Below are 21,949 nucleotides of genomic sequence, written 5' to 3'. Positions count from 1 at the left end.
CTAAATAAGAAACTGAAATGCCAGGTTTATTAGGAAAGAAAATCGGAATGACATCCGTATTCAGTGCCGAGGGGAAGAACATCCCATGCACTGTTATTGAAGTAGGTCCTTGCGTGGTGACGCAGATCAAGTCTCTTGAGAAGGATGGCTATGAAGCACTTCAGCTTGGGTTCGTAGATGCTAAGGAAAAGCACACGTCCAAGCCTCTTCAGGGTCACTTCCAGAAGGCTGGCGTCGCTCCCAAGAGACACTTGGCCGAGTTCAAGGGGTTCGATTGCAGCCAGTACAATCTCGGTGATGTGATCGACGTGAATTTCTTCGAAGGGACGGTCTTCGTCGATGTAATCGGCACGTCCAAGGGTAAGGGATTCCAGGGTGTAGTCAAGCGTCACGGCTTCGGCGGTGTCGGTCAGTCTACGCACGGTCAGCACAACCGTCTTCGTGCTCCCGGGTCTGTCGGTGCGTGCTCGTACCCAGCTAAGGTCTTCAAGGGAACTCGCATGGCGGGCCAGATGGGTAACGAACGTGTCACCGTTCAGAACCTCGAAGTGATCAAGGTAATGCCCGAGCACAACCTCCTGCTCATCAAGGGGAGCGTGCCCGGTGCTAAAGGTTCAATCGTTGCAATCGAAAAGTAAATGGAACTGAGCATCTATAACATCAAGGGAGAAGATACCGGTCGTAAGATCACGCTCGATGATGCGATCTTCGCTATCCAGCCTAACGACCACGCTATTTACTTGGACGTAAAGCAATATCTGGCCAACCAGCGTCAGGGTACGCACAAGTCTAAGGAGCGTAGTGAGATCTCTGGGAGTACTCGCAAGCTGATCCGTCAGAAGGGCGGTGGCGGCGCTCGCCGTGGGGATATCAACTCTCCTGTCCTCGTAGGTGGTGGTCGTGTCTTCGGTCCTACCCCACGTGACTACAGCTTCAAGCTCAACAAGAAGCTCAAGGCTCTAGCCCGTCGCTCTGCTCTGAGCTACAAGGCTTCCTCCGAGGCGATCATCGTCGTCGAGAACTTCGAGCTAGCTGCTCCTAAGACGAAGGACTTCGTCGCTCTCTCTGAGGCACTCCATGTCGCAGACCAGAAGGCGCTCTTCGTCGTCGAAGCTCTCTCGGACAACCTCGTCCTCTCTTCCCGCAACCTTCCTTCCGCTCGCGTGATGAACGCTTTCCAGCTCAATACCTACTCGGTACTTGACTGCAAGAAGCTCGTCCTGACGGAGGCTGCTGTAGCGGTGATCAACGAACAGTTTAAGGCATAATCAAAGGAGATACTGAATCATGGGAATTATCATCAAGCCCGTTATCACGGAGAAGACAACTGCCCTGACTGAGAAGACTGCCGAGCGCTACGTCTTCCGCGTCTCTCCTGATGCCAACAAGATCGAGATCAAGAAGGCCGTCGAGGCTCTGTACAATGTAAAGGTCGAAAGTGTAAACACCGTGAACTATAGCGGTAAGCGTAAGGCTCGCTATACGAAGAGTGGACTCATCCGTGGCAAGGTCGCTGCGTTTAAGAAGGCTGTCGTTACACTTGAAAAGGGTCAGACCATCGACTTTTACGCTAACATCTAAGTTCAACAATGGCAATACGTAAACTCAAGCCCACTACCCCGGGGCAAAGACATAAGGTTATTGGTGCGTTCGATAACATCACTGCCAGCGCACCAGAGAAGTCCCTTGTCGTAGGTAAGAAGAAGTCCGGTGGTCGTAACAACACCGGTAAGATGACCATGCGCTACATCGGTGGTGGTCACAAGCAGAAGCTGCGTCTTATCGACTTCAAGAGAAACAAGGACGGTATCCCTGCTACGGTCAAGAGCATCGAGTACGACCCCAATCGTACGGCTCGTATCGCTCTGCTGTACTACGCCGACGGTGCGAAGGCTTATATCCTCGCCCCTAACGGCCTGCAGGTAGGTCAGCAAGTGATGTCAGGAGCTGAAGCAGCTCCTGAGGTAGGGAACAGCCTTCCCCTGGCTAACATCCCTGTCGGTACGATCATTCACAATATCGAGCTTCGTCCAGGTCAGGGAGCTAAGATGGTCCGCTCTGCGGGTGTCTTCGCTCAGCTTACTTCTCGCGAAGGTCTCTACGCTGTCATCAAGATGCCTTCGGGAGAGACTCGTCGTATCCTCTCCGCCTGCAAGGCTACCATCGGTGCCGTAGGTAACTCAGACCACGCCCTCGAGCGTTCTGGTAAGGCCGGTCGTAGCCGTTGGCTCGGTCGTCGTCCTCACAACCGAGGTGTCGTCATGAACCCTGTAGATCACCCAATGGGTGGTGGTGAAGGCCGCGCTTCTGGTGGTCACCCACGCTCTCGTACGGGTCTCTACGCTAAGGGTCTCAAGACGCGTGCTCCTAAGAAGCATTCGTCTAAGTACATCATCGAGAGACGTAAGAAGTAACTGATTAATCAAAAAGAATTATGAGTCGTTCATTAAAGAAAGGTCCATATATCAACCTGAAGCTCGAGAAGAAGGTCTTGGCGATGAATGAATCTGGCAAGAAGGTCGTCATCAAGACTTGGGCTCGCGCCTCGATGATCAGCCCTGACTTCGTCGGTCATACGATTGCCGTACACAACGGGAATAAGTTCATCCCCGTGTTCATCACCGAAAACATGGTAGGGCACAAGCTCGGAGAATTCTCTCCTACGCGTACCTTCCGTGGTCATGGCGGTAACAAGAAGAAGTAATTCGGCTGGAAGTAATTCAGACCTTTAAGTAAGAAAAGAAACAATGGGTGCAAGAAAGAAAATATCAGCCGAAGAAAGAAAGCAAGCCCTGAAGTCTACGTACTTCGCTTCGCTCCGCAACGTCCCCACCTCGCCTCGCAAGATGCGCCTGGTGGCTGACCTAGTGCGTGGCATGGAAGTAGGTCGTGCGCTCGGGGTCCTCAAGTTCTCTAACAAGGAAGCCGCTGCTCGCGTGGAGAAGCTCCTCCGCTCTGCTATCGCTAACTGGGAAGAGAAGAACGGACGTAAGGCAGAAGATGGTGAGCTCTATATCTCTCGCATCTTCGTCGACGGTGCTGCTACGCTCAAGCGTATGCGTCCCGCCCCTCAGGGTCGTGGATATCGTATCCGTAAGCGTTCGAACCACGTCACGATCTTTGTCGATTCACTAACCAATAAAGAGAACTAAACCAGATGGGACAAAAGATTAATCCTATTAGCAGTCGTTTGGGATACATCCGTGGATGGGATTCCAACTGGTATGGCGGTCGTAAGTACGGTGACAAGCTTCTTGAAGATAGCCGCCTGCGTCGCTACCTCAGCGTCCGTCTGGCTAAGGCTAGTGTCTCTCGTATCGTCATCGAGCGTGCTCTCAAGAACGTCACTATCACCATCTGCACGGCACGTCCAGGTATCGTGATCGGTAAGGGTGGCCAGGATGTAGACACGCTCAAGGAAGAGCTCAAGAAGATAACCAACAAGGATGTTCAGATCAACATCTTTGAAGTTCGTCGTCCAGATATCGATGCTGCGATTGTCGCTGACAACATCGCTCGTCAGCTCGAAGGGAAGATTGCTTATCGTCGCGCAGTCAAGGGGGCCATTGGTGCTGCTATGCGTGGAGGAGCAGAAGGGATCAAGGTACAGATCTCTGGTCGTCTGAATGGTGCTGAAATCGCTCGCTCCGAGATGTACAAGGAGGGACGTACTCCTCTGCACACGCTCCGTGCCGACATCGACTACGCTCAGGCTGAAGCACTGACCAAGGTCGGTATCCTCGGTATCAAGGTGTGGATCTGCAAGGGTGAAGTCTACGGTAAGCGTGACCTAGCTCCTTCGTTCACCAACCCTCAGCCAGGCCATGGCCCTCGCCGTGAAGGTGGCCGTGATCGTCGTGACAGCCGTCGTGATGGTCGTGGTGGCAGAAGAGGAGGCAATCGCTAACGTATAAGAACAGAAGACAGCAATGTTACAACCTAAGAAAACTAAGTTTAGAAGAGTCCAGAAGGGTCGCGCTAAGGGTAACGCTCAGCGCGGCAACCAGCTCGCCTTCGGTTCTTTCGGGATCAAGTCACTCGGCACTCGCTGGATCACTGGTCGTCAGATCGAAGCAGCTCGTATCGCCGTGACTCGCTATATGCAGCGTCAGGGGCAGGTCTGGGTACGTATCTTCCCTGACAAGCCTATCACCAAGAAGCCTGCCGACGTCCGAATGGGTAAGGGTAAGGGTTCGCCCGAAGGCTTTGTCGCCAACGTGACACCAGGTCGTATGCTCTTCGAGATCGAAGGCGTTTCCTTCGAAGTGGCTAAGGAAGCTCTCCGCCTTGCGGCTCAGAAGCTCCCCGTCACTACCAAGTTCGTCGTCCGTCGTGACTACGATATGTCTAACACTAACCTGTAATTGAAGAGATGAAACTAGCAGAGATTAAGGCGCTCACTACGCCTGAGCTACAGGAGCGTGTGGTAGCCGAAGAGGCAGCTTACGACAAGAAGCGCATTGACCATGCCGTCACTCCAGCAGATTCGCCTGCTGAGCTCCGTCGCATGCGTCGCTCGATCGCTCAGATGAAGACCATTCTTCGCGAGCGCGAACTCAACAACAATTAATGTGTCCCCCCGATGGAACAGAGAAGATTAAGAAAAGAACGTGTAGGCGTCGTTTCTTCCAATAAGATGGACAAGACCATCACGGTCGCTGTCAAGTGGAAGGAAAAGCACCCTATCTATGGTAAGTTCGTCAACAAGACGAAGAAGTACCATGCTCACGACGAGAAGAACGAGTGCAACATCGGTGATACTGTCCGTATCATGGAGACTCGCCCTTTGAGCCGTACCAAGAGATGGAGATTAGTCAATATTATCGAAAGAGCTAAGTAGTATATGATCCAGCAAGAATCAAGACTCGTAGTAGCAGACAATAGCGGAGCAAAGGAAGCCCTTTGTATCCGTGTCCTCGGCGGGACGCGCCGTCGCTATGCCTCTGTCGGTGATATCATCGTCGTTGCTGTCAAGAGCGTCATCCCTTCTTCTGACCTGAAGAAGGGGGTCGTCTCTAAGGCAATCATCGTCCGCACCAAGAAGGAAGTTCGTCGCCCCGACGGATCCTACATCCGCTTCGATGACAACGCTTGTGTCCTGCTCAATGCTGCTGGCGAAATGCGTGGTAGCCGTATCTTCGGCCCTGTGGCTCGTGAGCTACGTGCCGTGAATATGAAGATCGTTTCTCTCGCGCCTGAAGTCCTCTAACCCTTAAAGACGAAAGAAGAAATGAGTAAGTTACATATCAAGAAGGGCGACCAGGTAGTCGTCCTCAGCGGTGTAGACAAGGGTAAGACGGGACGCGTGCTCGAAGTCCTCGTCGACAAGCAGCGTGCGATCGTCGAGGGTGTAGCCATCGTCGCTAAGCATGCTAAGCCCAGCGCTAAGAACCCTCAGGGGGGGATCGAGAAGAAGGAAGCTCCTATCCATATCGCTAAGCTCAACGTCCTAGATCCTGCGACGGGTAAGGCTACGCGTATCGGTCGTCGTCTCAATGACGAAGGGAAGCTTGTACGTTATTCCAAAAAGTCAGGAGAGGAGATCAAGTAATGAGCAACACTGCAAGTCTAAAGAACGAATATAAGGAACGCATCGTTCCTGCCCTGCTTCAGCAGTTCGGATACAAGTCCAGAATGCAGGTGCCCGTCCTCAAGAAGATCGTCATCAACCAGGGTCTCGGTATCGCTACGGCGGACAAGAAGATCATCGATGTCGCTATCGCTGAGCTTTCGGCCATCACCGGTCAGAAGGCTGTAGCTACGGTCTCTAAGAAGGATATCTCTAACTTCAAGCTTCGTAAGAAGATGCCTATCGGTGTCATGGTCACCCTGCGTCGTGAGCAGATGTACGAGTTCCTCGAACGTCTGATCCGTATCGCACTGCCTCGTATCCGTGACTTCAAGGGGATCGAAAGCAAGTTCGATGGTCGTGGGAACTATACCCTCGGTATCAGCGAGCAGATCATCTTCCCTGAGATCAACCTCGACGGCATCACGAAGATCCTTGGGATGAACATCACGTTCGTCACCTCGGCTCAGACGGACGAAGAAGGTTATGCACTCCTCAAGGAGTTCGGTCTACCATTCAAGAACGCTAAGAAAGGCAACTAAATACTATGGCAAAGGAATCAATGAAGGCACGCGAAGTAAAGCGTGCGAAGCTGGTCGCTAAGTATGCTGCCAAGCGTGCTCAGCTCAAGGCCGAAGGTAACTACGAAGCGCTACAGGCTCTGCCTAAGAATGCTTCTCCTGTACGTCTGCACAACCGTTGCAGCATGACCGGTCGTCCTAAGGGCTATATGCGCCAGTTCGGCATCTCTCGTATTCAGTTCCGTGAGATGGCTTCTGCCGGCCTCATCCCTGGGGTCAAGAAGGCTAGCTGGTAAGCTTTAGCTGTCCAAACCTAAAGAAGGAGACGCTCCCACGATCGGGTGGAAGCGTCTCCTTCTTCTTTTTGTTTGAAGTGCTTTTGCAGCTTGTCTGTGCCAGCTTCTTTCGAAGGAAGCCTCGGAAAATGCTGAAGAAGGGCGGGGAAGAAGTTCCTACTCCCAATGGAATCTATATTGCTTCCATTCGAATGTTCTATTAGTTTGCTTGGAATGTTATATTACTTCCGTCCAAATATTATATTACTTCTGGCTGAATGTAATATTACTTTCGGTCGAATGTTATATTACTTCTGATGGGAGGTCTTATTACTTTCATTCGAATGTGGCATTACTTCCATTCGAATCGCTTGGTTCTTCGCCTGAAATCTAATATTACTTCCCCTGGGAGATTCAATCAATTCCACGGCGATCCTAGGTCGCTTTGACTGGATGCTTATAGAGCTTCCTGGACAGAGCGCTTTAACATTCCCCGTGCTCTACTTTGTGTCCGTGATGTGGCTTGCGTAAGGGCGATTGGCTGAAGCTTGGAATACGTTCCCCAGATCCGGTGTGTTTTCTGGCCTTCTCCAACTACTTCTAGGGCTTGCACCGGGTTTCTTGCCTTGCCTTCTAACCCAATCTTCGGGCGAAGATCGCTTAATCAAGCGCCTTCGATCCCGATAGAAGCCAAAACGCCTCGGCCCTTCCGTCACCGAAGTGAGGGAAGGGCCGAGGCGTTTTTTATTTGATTTCGAGGTTCGCTTTAGGCGGGGCGGAGGCTATCCACGTAGCTCTTCTTCGACAAGCGCGATGCGTTCCTTGAGGGCGGGCTCGATGTTGATGCGGCCTTCGATCGCTTTGCAGCCGTGCATGATGGTCGTGTGGTCGCTGCGATTGAGGAGCTGGGCGATGGTGTTGTACGAAGCGCTGGTGTGCTTCTTCACTAGGTACATCGTCACCTGGCGGGGAAGGGCGAGGACAGCCTTGCGTGAAGGCGTGCGAAGTTGGTCCTTCTCGACGCCGAATACCTTGCACACGGTGTCAAGGACAAGCTCGGGCGTCACCTCCTTGCGTTCGATGGAGACGGTGCCACCGACGATGCGACGGGTCATGTCGATGTCTACCGCGCCGAGGTCGGAGAATTTCGAGTGCGTGACGATCGTACGGATGGCGCCTTCGAGCTGACGGACGTTGTCCTGCATATTCTCAGCGATGAACTCGACACATTCTTCTCCGAGTTCGACACCGCTGTCTGCGACACGGCGCTGTAGGATCTTGCGTCGGAGCTCTAGGTCAGGACGGTCGATGCGGAGCATCATCGCACTCTGGATGCGCGTCATGATACGGGCTTCCATGCCTTTGAGATCGACGGGGGGAACGTCACAGGTGACGATGATCTGCTTGCCGAGGAGGTAGAGGTGATTGAAGATGTCGAAGAAGGCTTGTTGCGTCTTGGTCTTCCCGATAAGCCCCTGGATGTCGTCGATGATCAGGATGTCCATCTGCTGGTAGAAGTCGATGAACATGCCTCGCTCTGTCCCACGCATCAGACTGTCACGGATGAACTGCGTCTCAAACTTGGAGCTCGACACGTAGCATACACGCATCGTCGGGTGAAGCTCCATAGCTCGCTGGCCAATGGCTTGGCAGAGGTGCGTCTTCCCCACACCACTGGGACCGTAGATGAAGATGAAGTTCAGGGGAGCTTGCCCAGGACGAGCTGCAGTAGCTTCAGCGATGCGAAGTGCTTCACGATTGCAAGCACTCTCATAGAAGGTCTCGAAGCGAAGGTCTGCACTCAGATGCGACGTATAGTCCTGCGTCCGTGCGATCTTAGCCGGCGAAGGAGCCGGTGCCACTTGTGCCGGAGCCAGGAAGATCTCTAGCCCACGTGGGGTGAGGACTTCCTGCTGGGCTCGGATGAGTAGCGTCTCATGCGTCCGAAGAAGCTCTTCATAGAAGCTCTTCGATGGGACCTCGAGGACAAGTGCTTCGAAGGAGCCTCCCTCATCCTCTCGGGTCTCTACGCCGAGGGGACGGATGGGAGCGAACCAGCGCTGCAGTGTCTGAGGATCGCAGGAGCGAGCGATGATCTGGAGGCAGTGCTTCCAGAGCTGCTCCCCGTCCTGTGGGATGGGGGTATGCATGAGTGTATGCCTCGCGTAATCGTGAGCCAAGAGCATTATAATTTTTATGGAGCCTAGAGGGGTGCAGGTGCTAGGAGAAGCACCCGTGCGTGCCGGGCTACGTTTCTGATGGATCTGAAGAGCTTATCCACAAGCAAGAAGGGGGCTAACTCATTATATTGCAGGAAGCTAGCTGGACCTTGATGGTGTCCTTGGGATCTCTTTTCTGATGCAAAGTTTGCCAATTATTAGGAGAAAAAAAAACGGGAAAAGGCTTGCTTTTCTCGTTCCTTCTGTATGCCATTTGTTATCAGAGGCTTATAGCATCCCCTGATAAAGCGACTGAGGGGTGCTATCCTAATCTCTTAGAAATCAGGGCTTCTATGGAGTATGCACAAGGATACTCACCTACTTATACACAGCCCAGCGTTTCACTAAGTAGTTGATAGATAATCTATATATGCAGGGGAGAGAAAAGATTTCCACAAGGGAGGCATCGGTAGGGAAAGTAGTACGAGTCCCGTACTAATAGTATGAGAGGGAAGTCCAAGCTCTTCAGCTCAGGCTTCCCTCTCTCTTCACTAGTCTACAATTTGAACGGATCGTGCGGTCGGGTAGGGTACTAGGCGATGGAATGCTGGCGATAGCTATGAGGCGATACCTGAGCTGAATAGAGGGGAGATCTATGTCGGTTACGAGAGGGATCCCCGAACGGAGCAGAGGGGAGTTCTGTGCCGGCTACATGGAGTGCTCTACGGAGGTAGCAGGTGATACCCTAGGGCGATGGAGAGGTAAGAGTGGGGAAAGGGCAAGGGCGATTACTTCCGATAGTGGTAGTCGATGCCGAAGAGGGCGCCGGCGAAGGTCATCACCTCGCCGTAGGCTACGAGGACACTGGAGTGAATCTCCCCAGGTGGGGGCGTGAAGAAGGCGACACCGAGGAGGGCGAGTCCGAAGAGGCAGAGGACAGAGGCGATCCAGAGCTGTAGGGTGGCCTTGGGGCTTTTACTTTCCATGGGGAGTGGTTGGTGAGGTGAGATACTTGTATTCGGTGCGTGCGTCGAAGCAGGGACAGAGCTTGATCCATTCGGAGGAGTCAATGTGTCCATCCCCGTTGCGGTCAGGGCTGAGGTCGCGGTGACCTACGATCTCGGCTTGAGGAGCTAGAGCCTTGAGCTGGACTAGGAGCTGGCGAAGGGCTACCTTCTGCGCCTCGGTACGGGTGTCCGTAGCTTTCCCGTTGGGATCAAGGCCACCTTCGTAGCAGACGCCCCAGCTACAGCTGTTGTATCCTCTCACGTGCGCCCCTATCTGGTGGAGGGGACGTAGGGGAATAATCGTGCCTGACTGACGGATGTAGAAGTGGTAGCCTGCCCCGTGGAAGCCCCGAGCACGATGGTCTCGCTTTAGGGCTTCGGGTGAGTAGGGGCGGTCAGATCGAGTGGCGCTACAGTGCAAGACGATGTAGCGGATGGCTTCGGCTCTCATCGCTGTGCCCTCCTGTAGATGTAGCCTACTCCGAGAAGTAGGCTGAGGGAGAGAAGGACCTGGAGGAGGATACGTCTGAATCCACCTCTAGCGCTCGTGGTGGAGCGTCCTACCTGCTCTTGATGCTGGGTTACCTTCGCTTGCTGGTGCTCGTCGGTAGCTTCGTGTCGGCTACCTTGGTGCCGTGCGACCTGCTTGCTGTAGTAGTGGAGGCTCCATCCCTTCTCCCGTGGAAGGAGCGAGCGAAGTGGGGTAGGAGGAAGGCTGTCGCTGGGGAGGGGGACGAAGTGAAGTTCCTCGCTCACCTCCAGCTCGAGGCTATCGTCTCGGTGGGTGAAGTGGGTGTGGGTCGCTACTTGCTGGTGGGTGCTCTCTGCGGTGTGAGTTTGGTGTGTCTGCTGTCGGTAGCTAGGACTACAGCTGAGGCACGGGCTGAGGAGAAGAGCACAAGCGAAGCCCTGAGGGATAAGTTGGCTTGTGGGCATGATCATATAGAGTATATAGGAGTATAAACCCTCGCTCTCATGGGAGGGGTAGCCCCTGCTCTGGGGCTGCAATGCAAAGGTACGTGCGCACGTGCGAGGCGGTGGACTATATAGTCCTTAATTGTCCCTTAACGGCTCTTCGCTGTCGCTATCTTGGGTGCGTTACTTCGGTGAGCTAGGGAAGGTCGTTAAGCGGGTATCTGGGGAAGAACCTCGGCAACCTACAGAAGAGGCCTACCGAGCTCCTAGGAGGCTGTGGGGGCATCCTATTATATAAGGTAGAGGGGAAGGCTATGCAAGGTGTGGGCTCTAGCGTCGCTAAGTCTAGACTCAAGCGGAGGAGAGGAATTAGCTGAAGCTATCGGGGGAGGATTGCGAGGTCTGGTACATATATATGACGAGGGCTACACTGGAGCGAATTGACTCCGAGTGTAGCCCTCGTGGCGTAGAGGTGGGGCGCCTTAGGCGTCCCTTAGTGGTGCGTGCTTACTTGGTAGCGCGACGAGCACGGATGACGTGGCGCACTTCTTCGATGCGCTCTACACGGCGTAGGCGTGCAGGTTCGTCTTCGACGAAGAGCTCTTCCTTCTCTGCTGGGCGGACGTAGGCTAGAGCTTCACCCTTACGGATGTTAGCACCCTGAGCCACGACCTCAGCGAGGCGACCGGTGAAGTTGGAGATCACAGGTTCGAAGTAGCCGGCCGTAGTCTGGATGTAGCAGAGAGGTTCGCCTGTCTTGATGGCGGTACCTACAGCAGGAGCGGTAGAGTAGTCATCGGGGTCGATCTCCCAGATGATCTGACCAGAGGCAGGAGCCTGGATAGGTTCGGTGCCCTGACGCTTTACCTTCTGAGCATCTTCGGCGCTATAGCCCTTCTTGATGAGGGCATCGGTCTTAGCCTTGTCGAGCTCTGCCTGGAAGCGTTCCTTAGCAGCCCCGCTCTTGTAGTCACGGTACTGAGCTTCGTGCATGGCGAATTCGAAGAGTTCTTCGTCGTCTTCACCGAGCTCCCAGCCGTTCTCCTTCATCTCTGCACGGAACTTATCCAGCGCATCGGGGTAGTTGAGCTGTGGGTCTTCGGTGGTGAATTCGAAGCCCTTTTCCTTCGCTAGATCAATGATCTCCTGATCGAGCTTGCCTGGTAGACGACCAGACTTCCCTAGGATCATACCCCAGGTATTGTTGTCGATAGCTTCCCAGCGACCCTTCCCGATGGTGAGGTTGTAGACGTTCATCAGAGCGACGTTCTTCACATACTGGCTGAAGGGGGTGACGAGTGGGGGATAGCCCAGACGTGGCCATACATAAGCCACTTCGTCGAAGAGGCGGACGAGCAGGTCATCTACGCTTAGTTCGGGTTCGCCCTTCTTGCGCAGGTGCATGTTGATCCCTGCGTGTACGCCCTTGAGGTCAGCCATCATCGAGCCCATCATACCACCAGGCAGACCGCAGCCGACGAGTAGGGACGAGGTCAGGAGGTTAGAGGGGTTGATGAAGTAACCGAGGAAGTCATCGATGAACTCCTGCGTGAGGGCACGAGCCTTCATGTAGGCGTCCATGTTGATCTCAGCCACCTTGTAGCCAGCGTCGATGAGCATCTCACGGATGGTGATGACGTCTGGGTGGATCTTACCCCAAGAGAGTGGTTCCATAGCTACGTCGATGACGTCAGCCCCATTGTCACACACCTCGAGCATCGAGGCTACAGAGAAGCCAGGACCTGAGTGACCGTGATACTCGATGATGACTTCGGGGTGCTTGGTCTTGATGGCCTTGACTAGGCGACCGAGGAAGCGAGGGCGACCGATACCTGCCATGTCCTTGAGGCAGATCTCAGGAGCGCCAGCAGCGATGAACTGGTCCGCCAGGTCAGCGTAGTACTCGACCGTATGCACTGGGGAGTGCGTGATACAGAGGGTAGCCTGAGGGATCATCCCAGCTTCCTTAGCGTAGTGGATGGAGGGGATGACGTTGCGGGGGTCATTGAGCCCGTCGAAGATACGTGTGATATCGACGCCCTGTGCCTTCTTGACCTTGTACATCAGGCGACGTACGTCGGCAGGTACGGGGAACATGCGTAGCCCGTTGAGCCCACGGTCGAGCATGTGTGTCTGGATACCGGCTTCGTTGAGGGGCTTGGTGAAGGCACGTACGGCCTTGTTGGGGTTCTCGCCGTAGAGGAGGTTGACCTGCTCGAAGGCGCCACCATTAGTCTCGACACGGGCAAAGCAACCCATCTCGACTAAGACGGGAGCGATACGCTCAAGCTGATCCTTACGGGGCTGGTACTTCCCCGAAGACTGCCACATATCTCGGTAGATAAGGCTTAGTTTGATTTCTCTCTGTTCCATAAGAGTGAGTGATTGAATGAGGGTACTATTTTGTTGGTTGCTTAGCAGAGGGGTGGGCGTGGCCGATCATGTCGAGGGTATGTAGCCACTGCAGACCGATGAGTCCGGCGGTCTCGGTGCGTAGGCGACTCGAGCCGAGGGTGATGGGCTGGCATCCGGAGGCTACGGCGCTCTGGATCTCTTCGACGGAGAAGTCCCCTTCGGGTCCGATCATCAGGAGGATCTTCGACTCCGGACGGAAGACTCGGTCGATGGTCGTGCGCTCGGGGGAGAGCCCCTCACGACAGTGCGCCAAGAGGCGAAGGTCGTAGTCGGAGGTAGCCTCGAGGAGGGAGGAGAAGGATAGGTCGGTGGTGAGGGTAGGCAGGAGCGCCTTGTGTGACTGCTTCATGGCACTCTGGATGATCCGCTCTAGGCGGTCGGCGCTGGTATGCTTGCGCTCGGAGTGCTTGGTCTTGATGAGGAAGATCTCATCGAGACCTACTTCGACCATCTTCTCTAGCATCCATTCGATACGATCCAGACTCTTCGTCGGGGCGATGGCCACGCTCCAAGTGCCTCGCCAGTACTTCTGCCAAGGCTCTTCGTGGAGGATGCTCAGGAGACAATGCCGACGATCTATGCCCGTGACTCGGGTCTCAAAGAGTGTACCCTGCCCGTCGGTGACAAGAAATTCGTCACCCACCTGCGCACGTAGGACGCGTAGGGCATGCTGCGCTTCGCCCTCGGGGAGCTGTAGGTCTTCACGAAGGTGAGGGGCATAGAAGAGGGGTAGGTCTTTCATTCGTGCATCGTTGTTTCCTCGTATCAAAGTTACTCTTTTTACGGTGAAAAACCGAAGAATCAGGGGCGAGCGAACGAATCTCTTCGGATGAGCGTCGGAGAAACCTACGGTAGGTCGCCTCTGCGACCTACTGTGGGTCGTCTCGACGACCTACCGTGGGTCGCTGAGGCGATCCACGGTAGGGTCCTAAGGAGGCCTTCCAAACCCGCTGGTTATGCGGGTCTGGAGAAGGGCTTTCGGACAAACGAAAGCGAGGCCCCTCTGTCCACTGGGGGAGAGGGGCCTCGCTTGAGGTCAAAACCAAAGGGTTTGGCTCGGGGGAAGGGGGCTATTCCTGCCCTTCGTCGCTGTGCGAACGAGCGCTCGAGGGTGCCTGCTGAGTATTCTCCTGAGCTTCACGCTGGCGTGCTACCGCCTCTTCGTAGCTCATGGGTCGGGCAGGACGGCTCTCCGCCATGCTGGCAGGCTGGCTGATCCTGACGGCGGGGAGCTCGGTGCGCTGTGCTGGCTCCGTGGCGGGCTCGGCGGGACGGCTCACGGGAGTCTCGCTGGGCCGGGGAAGAGCTTCCCGCTCGGGGTGCTCTACGCTACGTGCTGGACTCGAAGAAGCTTCGGGGGCACGACGACCTTCGCCACGATCCGTACGCTCGGGACGCTGGCGACGCTCCTGACCCGACTCACCTCGGGGGGCACGCTGCTGGGCTGGAGCTTCTACTGCGGACTCTTCGCCCGTGCTGGGGCTGGCTTCTTCGCTACGCTCGGGGCGCTGACGGCGGGGATTATTGCGAGCACCTTGCTCACGACCTTCCTGAGAGCGCTGTTCTTGAGCTGGACGTTCACCCCGAGGTTGGCGGTCGGTACGCTCGTCACGCTGGGCGGGGCGCTCACCTCGACCCTGCTGACGTGGCTGACGATCGGAGCGCTCTTCACGCTTGTCGGCAGAGCCTTCTGCAGGTTGATTGTTGCGCTGACGACCCTGTCCTTGGCCCTGGTTCTGTCCCTGATTCTGGCGGGGTTGCTGGGGCTGTGCTGGGGCGGGAGCGACTACCTGATCAGAGGCTTCCTTATCCTTGTCTTTGTCCTTCTTCTTCTTTTTCTTGCCCTTGGACTTCTCCCTCAGTAGGGTCTCTTCGTCAGGGCGCTGACGGAGCGAGACGCCATACTCCCGGCGGAGCGAATGAAGGTTGAGGTTGAGCGCCTTGACCGAGATCTGGATCTCCCAGATGCACACGCAGAGCGAGAGGGCAAGTAGGATCATCCCGAAGCCGAAGACGATGCCGGCTAGGACATCCCACACGATGTAGAAGAGGAACATCGCCCCGAGGCATGCTAGTAGACTCCCTGCCCCGAGGATCTGCATCGCACGGATGAGCTTGAGGCGGAGGTAGAGGTTCTCGATCTGCTTGAGCGAGGTACCCTCGGCATCGGGGTTATTCTCGTAGCGCTCCTGGAGGTTGCGTACGATCGAGGCGTAGGAGAGGAAGCGGTTGGTGTAGGCGAGCAGGATCAACGAGATCGCCGAGAAGAGTAGTGACGGCGTCGTCAGATTAAGCTCAGTCATTACGGTCATAGGATATGATCAATAAGTGAGGTCAAATGATAGGGGAAATTAAAAGCGGGGAGGTAGGAGCTCCGCAAGACGGCGGTGGAGGATCGAGGCCAGCATGTGCTTGGCGACGGTCATATCCACTTCCTTGCCTAGCTCCTCAGCGATCGAGGTCACCTTGCCATCCTTGAAGCCACAGGGGTTGATCAGGTGGAAGGGCGCTAGATCGGTATTGACATTGAGTGCAAAGCCATGCATCGTCACGTAGCGACTGCTCTTGACTCCGATGGCGCAGATCTTGCGCTCCTTCACGGGGTCACCCACGTCGAGCCAGACACCCGTAGCACCAGCCTTGAGCGTCGAGTCGATGCGGTAGAAGCGCAGGAGCTCGATGACGGACTGCTCCAGCAGGTCAATGTACGCCTTGAGCCCGAGGCCGAACTGCTCCAGATCGAGGATCGGGTAGCCAGTGATCTGCCCAGGACCGTGGTAGGTGACGTCACCCCCTCGCTCGACGGAGAAGAAATCATAGCCGTGCTCACGGAGGAAGTCTTCGCTCATCAGCATGTTCGCCTCATCTGCGTGCTTGCCCATAGTGAAGACAGGATTGTGCTCGCAGAAGAGGAGGAAGCTCTCCGTCGCCCGCCCTTCGTGCTTGGCGTCGAGCTGTGCTTCGAAGAGCTCCTTCTGCAGGGCCCAAGCCTCAGCATAGGCGATACGTCCGAGATCCCGATAGGTGTAGGGCTCTCGGTAAGCAGGGAGCGGGAGGACACGTACCCCCGCCTCGTCCACCTCGATATATTCGAAGTCATAGGCGGGCTGGAGATCTGTAGGCAGGAGGGCCGAGATCTGTGCGTGCGAAGGAGCGTGATGGGAGAGATGCGTCAGGAGGGTCAGCTCAGGACGCTCAGAGAGACGGGGCAGGAGACGCTCGACGTCTTGGATCGACTGGTGGCTCGGGTGCGGACGCTGGTAGCGGAGAGCATTGATGACCAGGAGCTGGGAGCCACTGACCTTAGCCCACTCCTCCAGCTCGATGGTCTTCATGTCCGTGATGTAGCTCAGCGGTCCGATCCGATAGCCGACGATGGGCAGAGCCCCATGTGCGAGCGAAATCGGAGTCACCCGTTCTCCGAAGAGTTCGAAGGAGGCGTCTACACCTTCCTCGATAGGGTGGAGCTTGAAGCGAGGGGTCCCTGGATAAGGATTGGGACTGAAGACGTAGTGCATGCGAGCCTTCACAGAGTCAAGGACTCGCTGTTGCCCGTAGATGGGGATGTCTTCCCTCCAAGCGATGGTACGGACATCATCGAGCCCAAACGTGTGATCGTAGTGCTCATGAGTCAGCAGGATCGCATCGATTCGATCGATCCCCAGCCGTGTCGCTTGGTAGTGGAAGTCAGGACCGCAGTCGATGAGGATCCTATGCCCCGAGTCAGTGATGACCAGAGCAGAGGTGCGTAGACGACGGTCACGAGGATCAGCACTATGGCATACAGGACAGCCACAGCCAACTTCGGGGATGCCCGTGCTGGTGCCCGTGCCGAGAAGAATAACCTTCATAAGTGATGTGGGGAGCTCTTCCCAGTGAGCTTAGCGTCTCTCGATGCTGAAGCCTAGGGAGGAGAGAGGATAATGAGGGAGAATAGGCGTCAAGGAGAAGGGATGAAAAGCCTAGAGCGAGCGACTTGATTCAATAAGCCGGAGGGCGAGGTGCATCCTATGCGGTACGAGGGAGGATGACTGATGTGCTCGGGGGGAGTGCTTGCTAGTAGAGCGTCATCTCTCCTCCTCGCTCTCCGATTGACCTCCTTGCGGAGTTTCCTAGGGCTTCCCGAAGAATTCAGCCTTGAAAGCTCTAGGAAAGTCCACTAGAGACCTCTTGAGCTACCTGCCTAAAGGTTCGGAAGGGATGTGCCAGAAGGTGCTTAGGGGATGTGTCGGAGAGAGCTTAGGAGATGTACCGGACTTCAGGCTCGATGCGTATCCCGAAGCGCTGCTGTACTTCTCCCTGGATATACTCTGCTAGACGAGCGATGTCTTGGCCTGTGGCTTCACCATCGGCATTGACTAGGACAAGAGCCTGCTTCTCGTAGACTCCTGCATGCCCGAGGCGATAGCCCTTGAGACCACAGCGGTCGATGAGCCAGCCCGCAGGGACTTTGACTCGACCATCCTCGAGGAGATAGTGGGGCGCATTGGGGTGTGCCTTCAGTAGCTCGGCAAAGGCTTCGGAGGAGATGATGGGGTTCATGAAGAAGCTCCCTGCATTACCTAGGGTCTTAGGGTCAGGTAGCTTCTCTTGGCGAATGCGGATGACCTCTCTGCGTACTTCGCTAGCTGTCGGCTCGGCGGTGTGCGCTGTGACCCGCTCACGAAGATCCGCATAGTCGAGGTGAAGCGTAGGCTTCTTCGAGAGGCGTAGTACGACGTGTGTGACGATGTAGTCTGCCCACTCGGGCTCCTTGAAGATGCTGTGCCGGTAGCTGTAGTTACACTCCTGGTTTGAGAAGTGACGTACCTCACCCGAGCGACGATTCACCGTGTGCACCTCTTGGATGACCTGGCTTACTTCTGCTCCGTAGGCACCGATATTCTGGATGGCAGCAGCACCTACTTGCCCGGGGATGAGGGAGAGATTCTCCACGCCGTACAGAGCTAGGTCGACCAGCTCTGCCACTAGGTCATCCCAGTGGACACCCGACCCTACGAGCATGTCTACCGTCTCCTCTGTCTCGGCGACGACTTGCCTACCGAGGATCTTGGAGTGCAGGACTATCCCATGAAAATTGGCGAGGAAGAGCAGATTGCTCCCCTCGCCAATGGTGATACAGCGACACTCTTGGAAGTACTCATCACGGCTCAGGAGCTGTAGGTCTTCGATGCTGGTGAAGGGGATGAACCAGTCTGCCTGGGCATCGATGCCGAAGGTGTTGAGCGTGCGTAGCGAGTAGTTCTGTAGTATCTCCATATGTGGATATGGTGTAGCCCGTATGGGGCTCCTTGTCTTAGTTGTCGTTCTCTAGGAGCCAAGCATCCTTGAAGTCAGGAGCGAAGCGAGCCTTGATAGCTTCACGGCTTGCTACAGCTTCTGCTCTGGAGTCGAAGCTCGATACGATGACGCGTAGCATACCAGCGTCGTTGGTAGCGAGGACAGCGTTGTAGCCAGCCTGTACCATGCGATCCTTGAGGTTGCGAGCGTTGGTAGGATTCTGGAAGCTCCCGACGACTACGCTGAAGCGCTTGAGACGGGTAGCATCTTCGCCCTGATAGGTGGTGACACGCTCCTTGCGCACAGTCACAGGGACGGCAGGTCTCTCTGGAGCAGTGGTGGCGGGAGCTTCATACTGTACCGTAGACTTAGAGTCTTGGGTGGCGATCTCACGCTGCTTGGCCTGCTCGTAGGCCTTGCGATAAGCACTCTTCTTCTTCGATCCGCAAGAGCTCAGTGATACGGCTGCGATCAGGGCAAAAGAGGCCAAGATAATCTTCTTCATAATTCTCTTTCTGTGATTATGGACGTCGTCCAATGTAGACTATTATCTACAAAGGTAACAAATAATTAGGACTGATGGGCGGGACGGCGCAGGACATGATGGAGGATGAGTCTCCACACATAGAGCAGATCTTCACGAGTGAAGAGGTAGGCCAAGAGTAGATATACTACTCCCATCACCACGCTCCCCAAGGATAAACGCCAAAAGTCAGCCAAACTAGATAGTAGCATGTTATCCAGAGCCCAAACTATGGCTCCTGCAGCTGCTGCCATCAGAGCAAATGGGATGAGCTCGGCTAGCTGTTGCCTCAGTGGGTAGTTGATGATTCGTCCAGAGTAGTAAGTGTTGATGTAGAGATAGATGACCTGGATGATTACGGAGCTCCATAAGAGGCCGTATACCCCAAAGAGTAGACCAGTGAAGATTGCTATAACTCCAATGATGCGACGTGCCACCTCAAGACGGAGATGTAAGTCACTACGACCAGTTACCTCAAGAATGTTCGAGTTATATGAGTTGATTGGATAGAGGACACCACAGATACAGAGGATCTGGAAGAAGGGAGCGGCCTCCATCCACTTGTCTCCATAGAGGAAGTGATATAGAGGGGTGGAGAGGGCGATAAGCATGATCATCACAGGGCAGGAGAGCTGGAAGAGTAGGCGGATCATGCGACGATACCCGGCTCTGAGTCTCTCAGGGTCCTTCTGCATCTTCACTAGGACGGGGTAGGTCACCTTGTAGATCGGGTCTGCCATGGTTGCCACAGGGACGACATAGAGCGAGTTCGCATTATTATACAGTCCTAGGGTTCGCGTAGAGAAGTTACGACCAATCACCGCTAAGGTCAGATTGTCATAGGCTGCGACAATGATCTTGGAGATGGCCATCCTAGAGCCAAATGCAAAATGATGTTTGAGGCGCTCCTTGCTAAAGATGAGCTTGGGATACCAGCCAGAGAAGTAGAAGAGTAGTGCTACTCGTACGGTTGCATTTACGATGGCTAAAGCTACAAGAGACCAGTAGCGGAAGCCACACAGAGCCATGATGATCCCCACGCCTCCGCTGATTAGGCCTTGTAGGATCTGTATATAGACCTCTTGGCGAAATTTCATCTTGCGCCAGATCAGGATGCCTGGGACATTCCCTGGTGCATAGATGACGAAGCTTAGAGCCAAGACTCTCAGGACATCCGTTAGGAGTGGGTTGTGGAAGTAGTCTGCGATCCAAGGGGCTGTGACAAAGAATATCCCATAGAGTATGAGCCCCATGGTAGCTGTAAAGTAGAATACCGTAGAGGTGTCTTCTTCATCCAGATGCTCGGTGCGTGCTAATGAGGAAGCAAAGCCGGCATCGGCTAGAGCCATAGATATTGCGATGAAGATGTTGAGCACCGCTACGACACCGAAGTCCTCGGGGACGAGGAGGCGGGCTAGGACGAGGTTGACGGAGAAGGTCGTCAGACGTCCTAGGAGTTGCTGGACGGTAGCCCAACCGAAGCCCGAGACGGACTTCCCTTTGAGTGTCGCTATATCCTCGGGGATCTCACCTAGGTGCTCCTGAGGTTTCTGGTCGTTATCTTCCATTCGTTGCTGTTTCTGATTTTAGTTCGACGCCGTAGATGCGCTCCAGGCGGGTGTATAGTTCGTCGAGGCGACCTGCTCGTATCTCGAGCTCGAGGAGGCAGGACTCTCTGAAGTCTTGGAGGAGGACTCTTGCCTCGGTCTCCTTGACTTGGCGCATCACGGGGCCCATTAGTTCGTAGGGGAAGGAGACGCTGAGGCGCTCCTGAAGGATACATTCTTTGCGAGGGGCGTCTTCGAGGGCTGCCAGAGCGGCTTCACGGTAGGCTTCGATGAGTCCGCTCGTCCCGAGCTTGACTCCTCCGAAGTAGCGCACTACCAGGATGATGACTTCGGTCAGTCCTTGGGAGACAAGTATACCATGTATGGGTTTGCCTGCTGTGCCCGAAGGCTCTCCGTCATCATTGGCTCGGTAGGGCTCACCTGTAGGTCCAAGGCGATAAGCCCAGCAGACGTGCCGGGCATCGTAGTACTTCGCTCGAAGCTCCGCCACACGAGCTAGTGCCTCCTCCTCCGTAGTGACGGGGTAGGCAAAGGCGAGGAACTTACTTCGCTTCTCCGAGTACTCAGCTTCGGAGGGCTCAGCAAGAGTCCAATAGCTGTCAGACTGCGCTTCTTCGGCTTCGCTAGGTCTCGTCGTGCTCAAGACTTCAGTGGCTAAGAGAAGAGCTGAGCAGAGTAGGCATCCAGAGCCTTACGTGTCGCATCGAGACGCTCCATTAGTTCGGGGCTAGCGGAGACGAGGGGGAGGCGAAGCTGATTGCTATCGATCAGACGCATCAGGTAGAGCAGTGCCTTGATCCCGACGGGGTTGCCCTCTTGGAAGAGCTGCGTATTGATCTGTCGCATCTCGGTCTGGATCATGTCGGCCTCGTTGAGGCGTCCCTCCATAGCCAGATGAGTCAGATGGGAGAAGAGGCGGGGATAAGCATTGCCCACGACGGAGATCACTCCCTGAGCACCGTTCTGGATGAAGGGGACGGTGAGGGCATCATCGCCCGAGAGGACGACGAAGTCCTCTGGGAGTTCGCACGAAGTGATCTGCTCTGCCTGCTGGGGGAAGCCTGAAGCCTCCTTGATCCCGATGATGTTGTCGAAGTCACGGGCTAGGCGTACGGCAGTGCTAGGAGCCATGTTGACGCCCACACGCCCAGGGACATTATATAGGACGATCGGTAGCGGGCTACGCTCGGCCAGGTGGGCGAAGTGGCGGTACATGCCTTCCTGCGAGGGCTTGTTGTAGTAGGGCACTACGGAGAGGATACCGGAGAGTCCTGTTGGGTCGAGTTCGCTGATACGTTCGCCGATCTCTCGGGTATTGTTCCCTCCGAGACCGACCATCAGAGGACAGCGCCCTGCTACCTGCCGGATGACGTGCTTGATCACCTCGTCCCGCTCCTGACGAGTCAGACAAGGGGATTCGCCTGTAGTGCCGTGGATGACGATGAAGTCTGTGACTTGGTCACGCAGGAGATGCTCAAGGAGCCGCTCAAGGCTCTTGTAGTCTACCTCTTCTTGTTCGGTGAAGGGGGTGACCAGTGCCACGCCCATGCCACGAAAGGGATGCTTACTCATAGCTTACTCTTCTACAACCATAAATAGGGGGATGTCCCGAGGGCAAAGTTAGTGATTTTATGCACGTTGTCCGCAGGGCTCCAGCGTCGTCTCCCGATCGACTCCTCAGGAGGCGAAAAAGGACCCTACGGTAGGTCGTCAAAAA

26 protein-coding genes and 2 pseudogenes are annotated in these 21,949 nt (G+C 55.2%); 14 read left to right on the top strand and 14 right to left on the bottom strand.

Annotation, left to right across the window (positions count from 1 at the left end; all coding sequences use genetic code 11):
- Positions 1-17 precede the first annotated feature (17 nt).
- The 14 genes from rplC to rpsN are packed head-to-tail and all read left to right on the top strand — an operon-like array spanning position 18 to position 6,386.
- Complete coding sequence (gene rplC / locus HMPREF1556_RS05645; RefSeq protein WP_021667381.1) at positions 18-638, top strand: 50S ribosomal protein L3; 621 nt, start codon at positions 18-20, stop codon at positions 636-638.
- Positions 639-1,268, top strand: coding sequence for a 50S ribosomal protein L4 (gene rplD / locus HMPREF1556_RS05640; RefSeq protein WP_021667380.1), 630 nt, complete (start codon positions 639-641; stop codon positions 1,266-1,268).
- 19 nt (positions 1,269-1,287) lie between these two features.
- Positions 1,288-1,581, top strand: a complete 294-nt coding sequence (gene rplW, locus HMPREF1556_RS05635) for a 50S ribosomal protein L23 (protein ID WP_021667379.1) — start codon at positions 1,288-1,290, stop codon at positions 1,579-1,581.
- 8 nt (positions 1,582-1,589) lie between these two features.
- Entirely contained in the window at positions 1,590-2,414 is an 825-nt protein-coding gene (gene rplB / locus HMPREF1556_RS05630) for a 50S ribosomal protein L2 (protein WP_021667378.1), read from the top strand.
- Positions 2,415-2,434: 20 nt separating this feature from the next.
- A complete protein-coding gene (rpsS, locus tag HMPREF1556_RS05625; RefSeq protein ID WP_009432244.1) occupies positions 2,435-2,704 on the top strand; it encodes a 30S ribosomal protein S19 in 270 nt (89 codons plus the stop codon).
- A 43-nt stretch (positions 2,705-2,747) separates the two neighbouring features.
- The gene (rplV, locus tag HMPREF1556_RS05620) at positions 2,748-3,152 is read left to right on the top strand and encodes a 50S ribosomal protein L22 (protein ID WP_021667377.1); all 405 of its coding nucleotides are present in this window, start codon (positions 2,748-2,750) and stop codon (positions 3,150-3,152) included.
- 5 nt (positions 3,153-3,157) lie between these two features.
- Positions 3,158-3,907, top strand: coding sequence for a 30S ribosomal protein S3 (gene rpsC, locus HMPREF1556_RS05615; protein ID WP_021667376.1), 750 nt, complete (start codon positions 3,158-3,160; stop codon positions 3,905-3,907).
- A gap of 22 nt (positions 3,908-3,929) precedes the next feature.
- Positions 3,930-4,364: a 50S ribosomal protein L16 gene (rplP, locus tag HMPREF1556_RS05610; protein ID WP_005468109.1), complete on the top strand. Its 435-nt coding sequence runs from the start codon at positions 3,930-3,932 to the stop codon at positions 4,362-4,364.
- A gap of 8 nt (positions 4,365-4,372) precedes the next feature.
- Positions 4,373-4,570 (top strand): 50S ribosomal protein L29, encoded by a 198-nt coding sequence (rpmC, locus tag HMPREF1556_RS05605; protein WP_021667375.1) that lies wholly within the window; start codon positions 4,373-4,375, stop codon positions 4,568-4,570.
- Positions 4,571-4,582: 12 nt separating this feature from the next.
- Complete coding sequence (gene rpsQ, locus HMPREF1556_RS05600; protein WP_044114910.1) at positions 4,583-4,840, top strand: 30S ribosomal protein S17; 258 nt, start codon at positions 4,583-4,585, stop codon at positions 4,838-4,840.
- Between the two features lie 3 nt (positions 4,841-4,843).
- Complete coding sequence (gene rplN, locus HMPREF1556_RS05595; protein WP_005468112.1) at positions 4,844-5,209, top strand: 50S ribosomal protein L14; 366 nt, start codon at positions 4,844-4,846, stop codon at positions 5,207-5,209.
- A gap of 21 nt (positions 5,210-5,230) precedes the next feature.
- Positions 5,231-5,551, top strand: a complete 321-nt coding sequence (gene rplX / locus HMPREF1556_RS05590; RefSeq protein ID WP_021667374.1) for a 50S ribosomal protein L24 — start codon at positions 5,231-5,233, stop codon at positions 5,549-5,551.
- Complete coding sequence (rplE, locus tag HMPREF1556_RS05585) at positions 5,551-6,111, top strand: 50S ribosomal protein L5 (protein WP_021667373.1); 561 nt, start codon at positions 5,551-5,553, stop codon at positions 6,109-6,111. Before rplX ends, rplE begins: the two co-directional genes overlap by 1 nt.
- A 5-nt stretch (positions 6,112-6,116) precedes the next feature.
- Positions 6,117-6,386, top strand: coding sequence for a 30S ribosomal protein S14 (gene rpsN / locus HMPREF1556_RS05580; protein ID WP_021667372.1), 270 nt, complete (start codon positions 6,117-6,119; stop codon positions 6,384-6,386).
- Between the two features lie 761 nt (positions 6,387-7,147).
- Here rpsN and dnaA read toward each other — a convergent pair.
- The 14 genes and pseudogenes from dnaA to dapA form a co-directional block, all read right to left on the bottom strand.
- Positions 7,148-8,515: a chromosomal replication initiator protein DnaA gene (gene dnaA, locus HMPREF1556_RS05575; RefSeq protein WP_044125293.1), complete on the bottom strand. Its 1,368-nt coding sequence runs from the start codon at positions 8,513-8,515 to the stop codon at positions 7,148-7,150.
- Between the two features lie 797 nt (positions 8,516-9,312).
- Positions 9,313-9,510: a hypothetical protein gene (locus HMPREF1556_RS05570; protein WP_021667369.1), complete on the bottom strand. Its 198-nt coding sequence runs from the start codon at positions 9,508-9,510 to the stop codon at positions 9,313-9,315.
- Complete coding sequence (locus HMPREF1556_RS05565; RefSeq protein WP_021667368.1) at positions 9,500-9,982, bottom strand: N-acetylmuramoyl-L-alanine amidase; 483 nt, start codon at positions 9,980-9,982, stop codon at positions 9,500-9,502. The genes HMPREF1556_RS05570 and HMPREF1556_RS05565 overlap by 11 nt, the downstream gene beginning before the upstream one ends.
- Positions 9,979-10,467: a hypothetical protein gene (locus tag HMPREF1556_RS05560; protein WP_157047519.1), complete on the bottom strand. Its 489-nt coding sequence runs from the start codon at positions 10,465-10,467 to the stop codon at positions 9,979-9,981. Before HMPREF1556_RS05560 ends, HMPREF1556_RS05565 begins: the two co-directional genes overlap by 4 nt.
- 486 nt (positions 10,468-10,953) lie before the next feature.
- Positions 10,954-12,819 carry an HMGL-like protein gene (locus HMPREF1556_RS05555; protein ID WP_021667364.1) on the bottom strand — a complete coding sequence of 622 codons (1,866 nt, stop codon included), beginning with the start codon at positions 12,817-12,819 and terminating at the stop codon, positions 10,954-10,956.
- A 25-nt stretch (positions 12,820-12,844) separates the two neighbouring features.
- Positions 12,845-13,603: a 16S rRNA (uracil(1498)-N(3))-methyltransferase gene (locus HMPREF1556_RS05550; protein WP_021667363.1), complete on the bottom strand. Its 759-nt coding sequence runs from the start codon at positions 13,601-13,603 to the stop codon at positions 12,845-12,847.
- Between the two features lie 1,171 nt (positions 13,604-14,774).
- Positions 14,775-15,164 (bottom strand): annotated as a pseudogene (locus tag HMPREF1556_RS08855) (DUF2721 domain-containing protein); the annotation flags it as partial.
- A gap of 48 nt (positions 15,165-15,212) precedes the next feature.
- Positions 15,213-15,941 carry a lipoyl(octanoyl) transferase LipB gene (lipB, locus tag HMPREF1556_RS08955; protein WP_044125311.1) on the bottom strand — a complete coding sequence of 243 codons (729 nt, stop codon included), beginning with the start codon at positions 15,939-15,941 and terminating at the stop codon, positions 15,213-15,215.
- A gap of 99 nt (positions 15,942-16,040) precedes the next feature.
- Positions 16,041-16,712: pseudogene (locus tag HMPREF1556_RS08950) on the bottom strand (MBL fold metallo-hydrolase); the annotation flags it as partial.
- A 388-nt stretch (positions 16,713-17,100) separates the two neighbouring features.
- Positions 17,101-18,120, bottom strand: coding sequence for a UDP-N-acetylmuramate dehydrogenase (gene murB / locus HMPREF1556_RS05535; protein WP_021667360.1), 1,020 nt, complete (start codon positions 18,118-18,120; stop codon positions 17,101-17,103).
- 37 nt (positions 18,121-18,157) lie between these two features.
- Complete coding sequence (locus tag HMPREF1556_RS05530; protein WP_021667359.1) at positions 18,158-18,646, bottom strand: SPOR domain-containing protein; 489 nt, start codon at positions 18,644-18,646, stop codon at positions 18,158-18,160.
- 65 nt (positions 18,647-18,711) lie between these two features.
- Entirely contained in the window at positions 18,712-20,232 is a 1,521-nt protein-coding gene (locus tag HMPREF1556_RS05525) for a lipopolysaccharide biosynthesis protein (protein ID WP_021667358.1), read from the bottom strand.
- Entirely contained in the window at positions 20,222-20,875 is a 654-nt protein-coding gene (locus tag HMPREF1556_RS05520) for a YigZ family protein (RefSeq protein WP_021667357.1), read from the bottom strand. Before HMPREF1556_RS05520 ends, HMPREF1556_RS05525 begins: the two co-directional genes overlap by 11 nt.
- Before the next feature lie 11 nt (positions 20,876-20,886).
- Positions 20,887-21,804 carry a 4-hydroxy-tetrahydrodipicolinate synthase gene (gene dapA, locus HMPREF1556_RS05515; protein WP_044125289.1) on the bottom strand — a complete coding sequence of 306 codons (918 nt, stop codon included), beginning with the start codon at positions 21,802-21,804 and terminating at the stop codon, positions 20,887-20,889.
- Between the last annotated feature and the right edge of the window lie 145 nt (positions 21,805-21,949).

Source organism: Porphyromonas sp. oral taxon 278 str. W7784 (assembly GCF_000467855.2).
Classification (GTDB): domain Bacteria; phylum Bacteroidota; class Bacteroidia; order Bacteroidales; family Porphyromonadaceae; genus Porphyromonas.
Note: the sequence above shows the minus strand (reverse complement) of the source record. Positions and strands in the feature narration are given on the sequence as shown.

Bases quoted from the DNA above. Each gene is read 5' to 3' on its own strand.
- rplC (WP_021667381.1), top strand. From the start codon at position 18: ATGCCAGGTTTATTAGGAAAGAAAATCGGAATGACATCCGTATTCAGT.
- rplD (WP_021667380.1), top strand. From the start codon at position 639: ATGGAACTGAGCATCTATAACATCAAGGGAGAAGATACCGGTCGTAAG.
- rplW (WP_021667379.1), top strand. From the start codon at position 1,288: ATGGGAATTATCATCAAGCCCGTTATCACGGAGAAGACAACTGCCCTG.
- rplB (WP_021667378.1), top strand. From the start codon at position 1,590: ATGGCAATACGTAAACTCAAGCCCACTACCCCGGGGCAAAGACATAAG.
- rpsS (WP_009432244.1), top strand. From the start codon at position 2,435: ATGAGTCGTTCATTAAAGAAAGGTCCATATATCAACCTGAAGCTCGAG.
- rplV (WP_021667377.1), top strand. From the start codon at position 2,748: ATGGGTGCAAGAAAGAAAATATCAGCCGAAGAAAGAAAGCAAGCCCTG.
- rpsC (WP_021667376.1), top strand. From the start codon at position 3,158: ATGGGACAAAAGATTAATCCTATTAGCAGTCGTTTGGGATACATCCGT.
- rplP (WP_005468109.1), top strand. From the start codon at position 3,930: ATGTTACAACCTAAGAAAACTAAGTTTAGAAGAGTCCAGAAGGGTCGC.
- rpmC (WP_021667375.1), top strand. From the start codon at position 4,373: ATGAAACTAGCAGAGATTAAGGCGCTCACTACGCCTGAGCTACAGGAG.
- rpsQ (WP_044114910.1), top strand. From the start codon at position 4,583: ATGGAACAGAGAAGATTAAGAAAAGAACGTGTAGGCGTCGTTTCTTCC.
- rplN (WP_005468112.1), top strand. From the start codon at position 4,844: ATGATCCAGCAAGAATCAAGACTCGTAGTAGCAGACAATAGCGGAGCA.
- rplX (WP_021667374.1), top strand. From the start codon at position 5,231: ATGAGTAAGTTACATATCAAGAAGGGCGACCAGGTAGTCGTCCTCAGC.
- rplE (WP_021667373.1), top strand. From the start codon at position 5,551: ATGAGCAACACTGCAAGTCTAAAGAACGAATATAAGGAACGCATCGTT.
- rpsN (WP_021667372.1), top strand. From the start codon at position 6,117: ATGGCAAAGGAATCAATGAAGGCACGCGAAGTAAAGCGTGCGAAGCTG.
- dnaA (WP_044125293.1), bottom strand. From the start codon at position 8,515: ATGCATACCCCCATCCCACAGGACGGGGAGCAGCTCTGGAAGCACTGC.
- HMPREF1556_RS05570 (WP_021667369.1), bottom strand. From the start codon at position 9,510: ATGGAAAGTAAAAGCCCCAAGGCCACCCTACAGCTCTGGATCGCCTCT.
- HMPREF1556_RS05565 (WP_021667368.1), bottom strand. From the start codon at position 9,982: ATGAGAGCCGAAGCCATCCGCTACATCGTCTTGCACTGTAGCGCCACT.
- HMPREF1556_RS05560 (WP_157047519.1), bottom strand. From the start codon at position 10,467: ATGCCCACAAGCCAACTTATCCCTCAGGGCTTCGCTTGTGCTCTTCTC.
- HMPREF1556_RS05555 (WP_021667364.1), bottom strand. From the start codon at position 12,819: ATGGAACAGAGAGAAATCAAACTAAGCCTTATCTACCGAGATATGTGG.
- HMPREF1556_RS05550 (WP_021667363.1), bottom strand. From the start codon at position 13,603: ATGAAAGACCTACCCCTCTTCTATGCCCCTCACCTTCGTGAAGACCTA.
- murB (WP_021667360.1), bottom strand. From the start codon at position 18,120: ATGGAGATACTACAGAACTACTCGCTACGCACGCTCAACACCTTCGGC.
- HMPREF1556_RS05530 (WP_021667359.1), bottom strand. From the start codon at position 18,646: ATGAAGAAGATTATCTTGGCCTCTTTTGCCCTGATCGCAGCCGTATCA.
- HMPREF1556_RS05525 (WP_021667358.1), bottom strand. From the start codon at position 20,232: ATGGAAGATAACGACCAGAAACCTCAGGAGCACCTAGGTGAGATCCCC.
- dapA (WP_044125289.1), bottom strand. From the start codon at position 21,804: ATGAGTAAGCATCCCTTTCGTGGCATGGGCGTGGCACTGGTCACCCCC.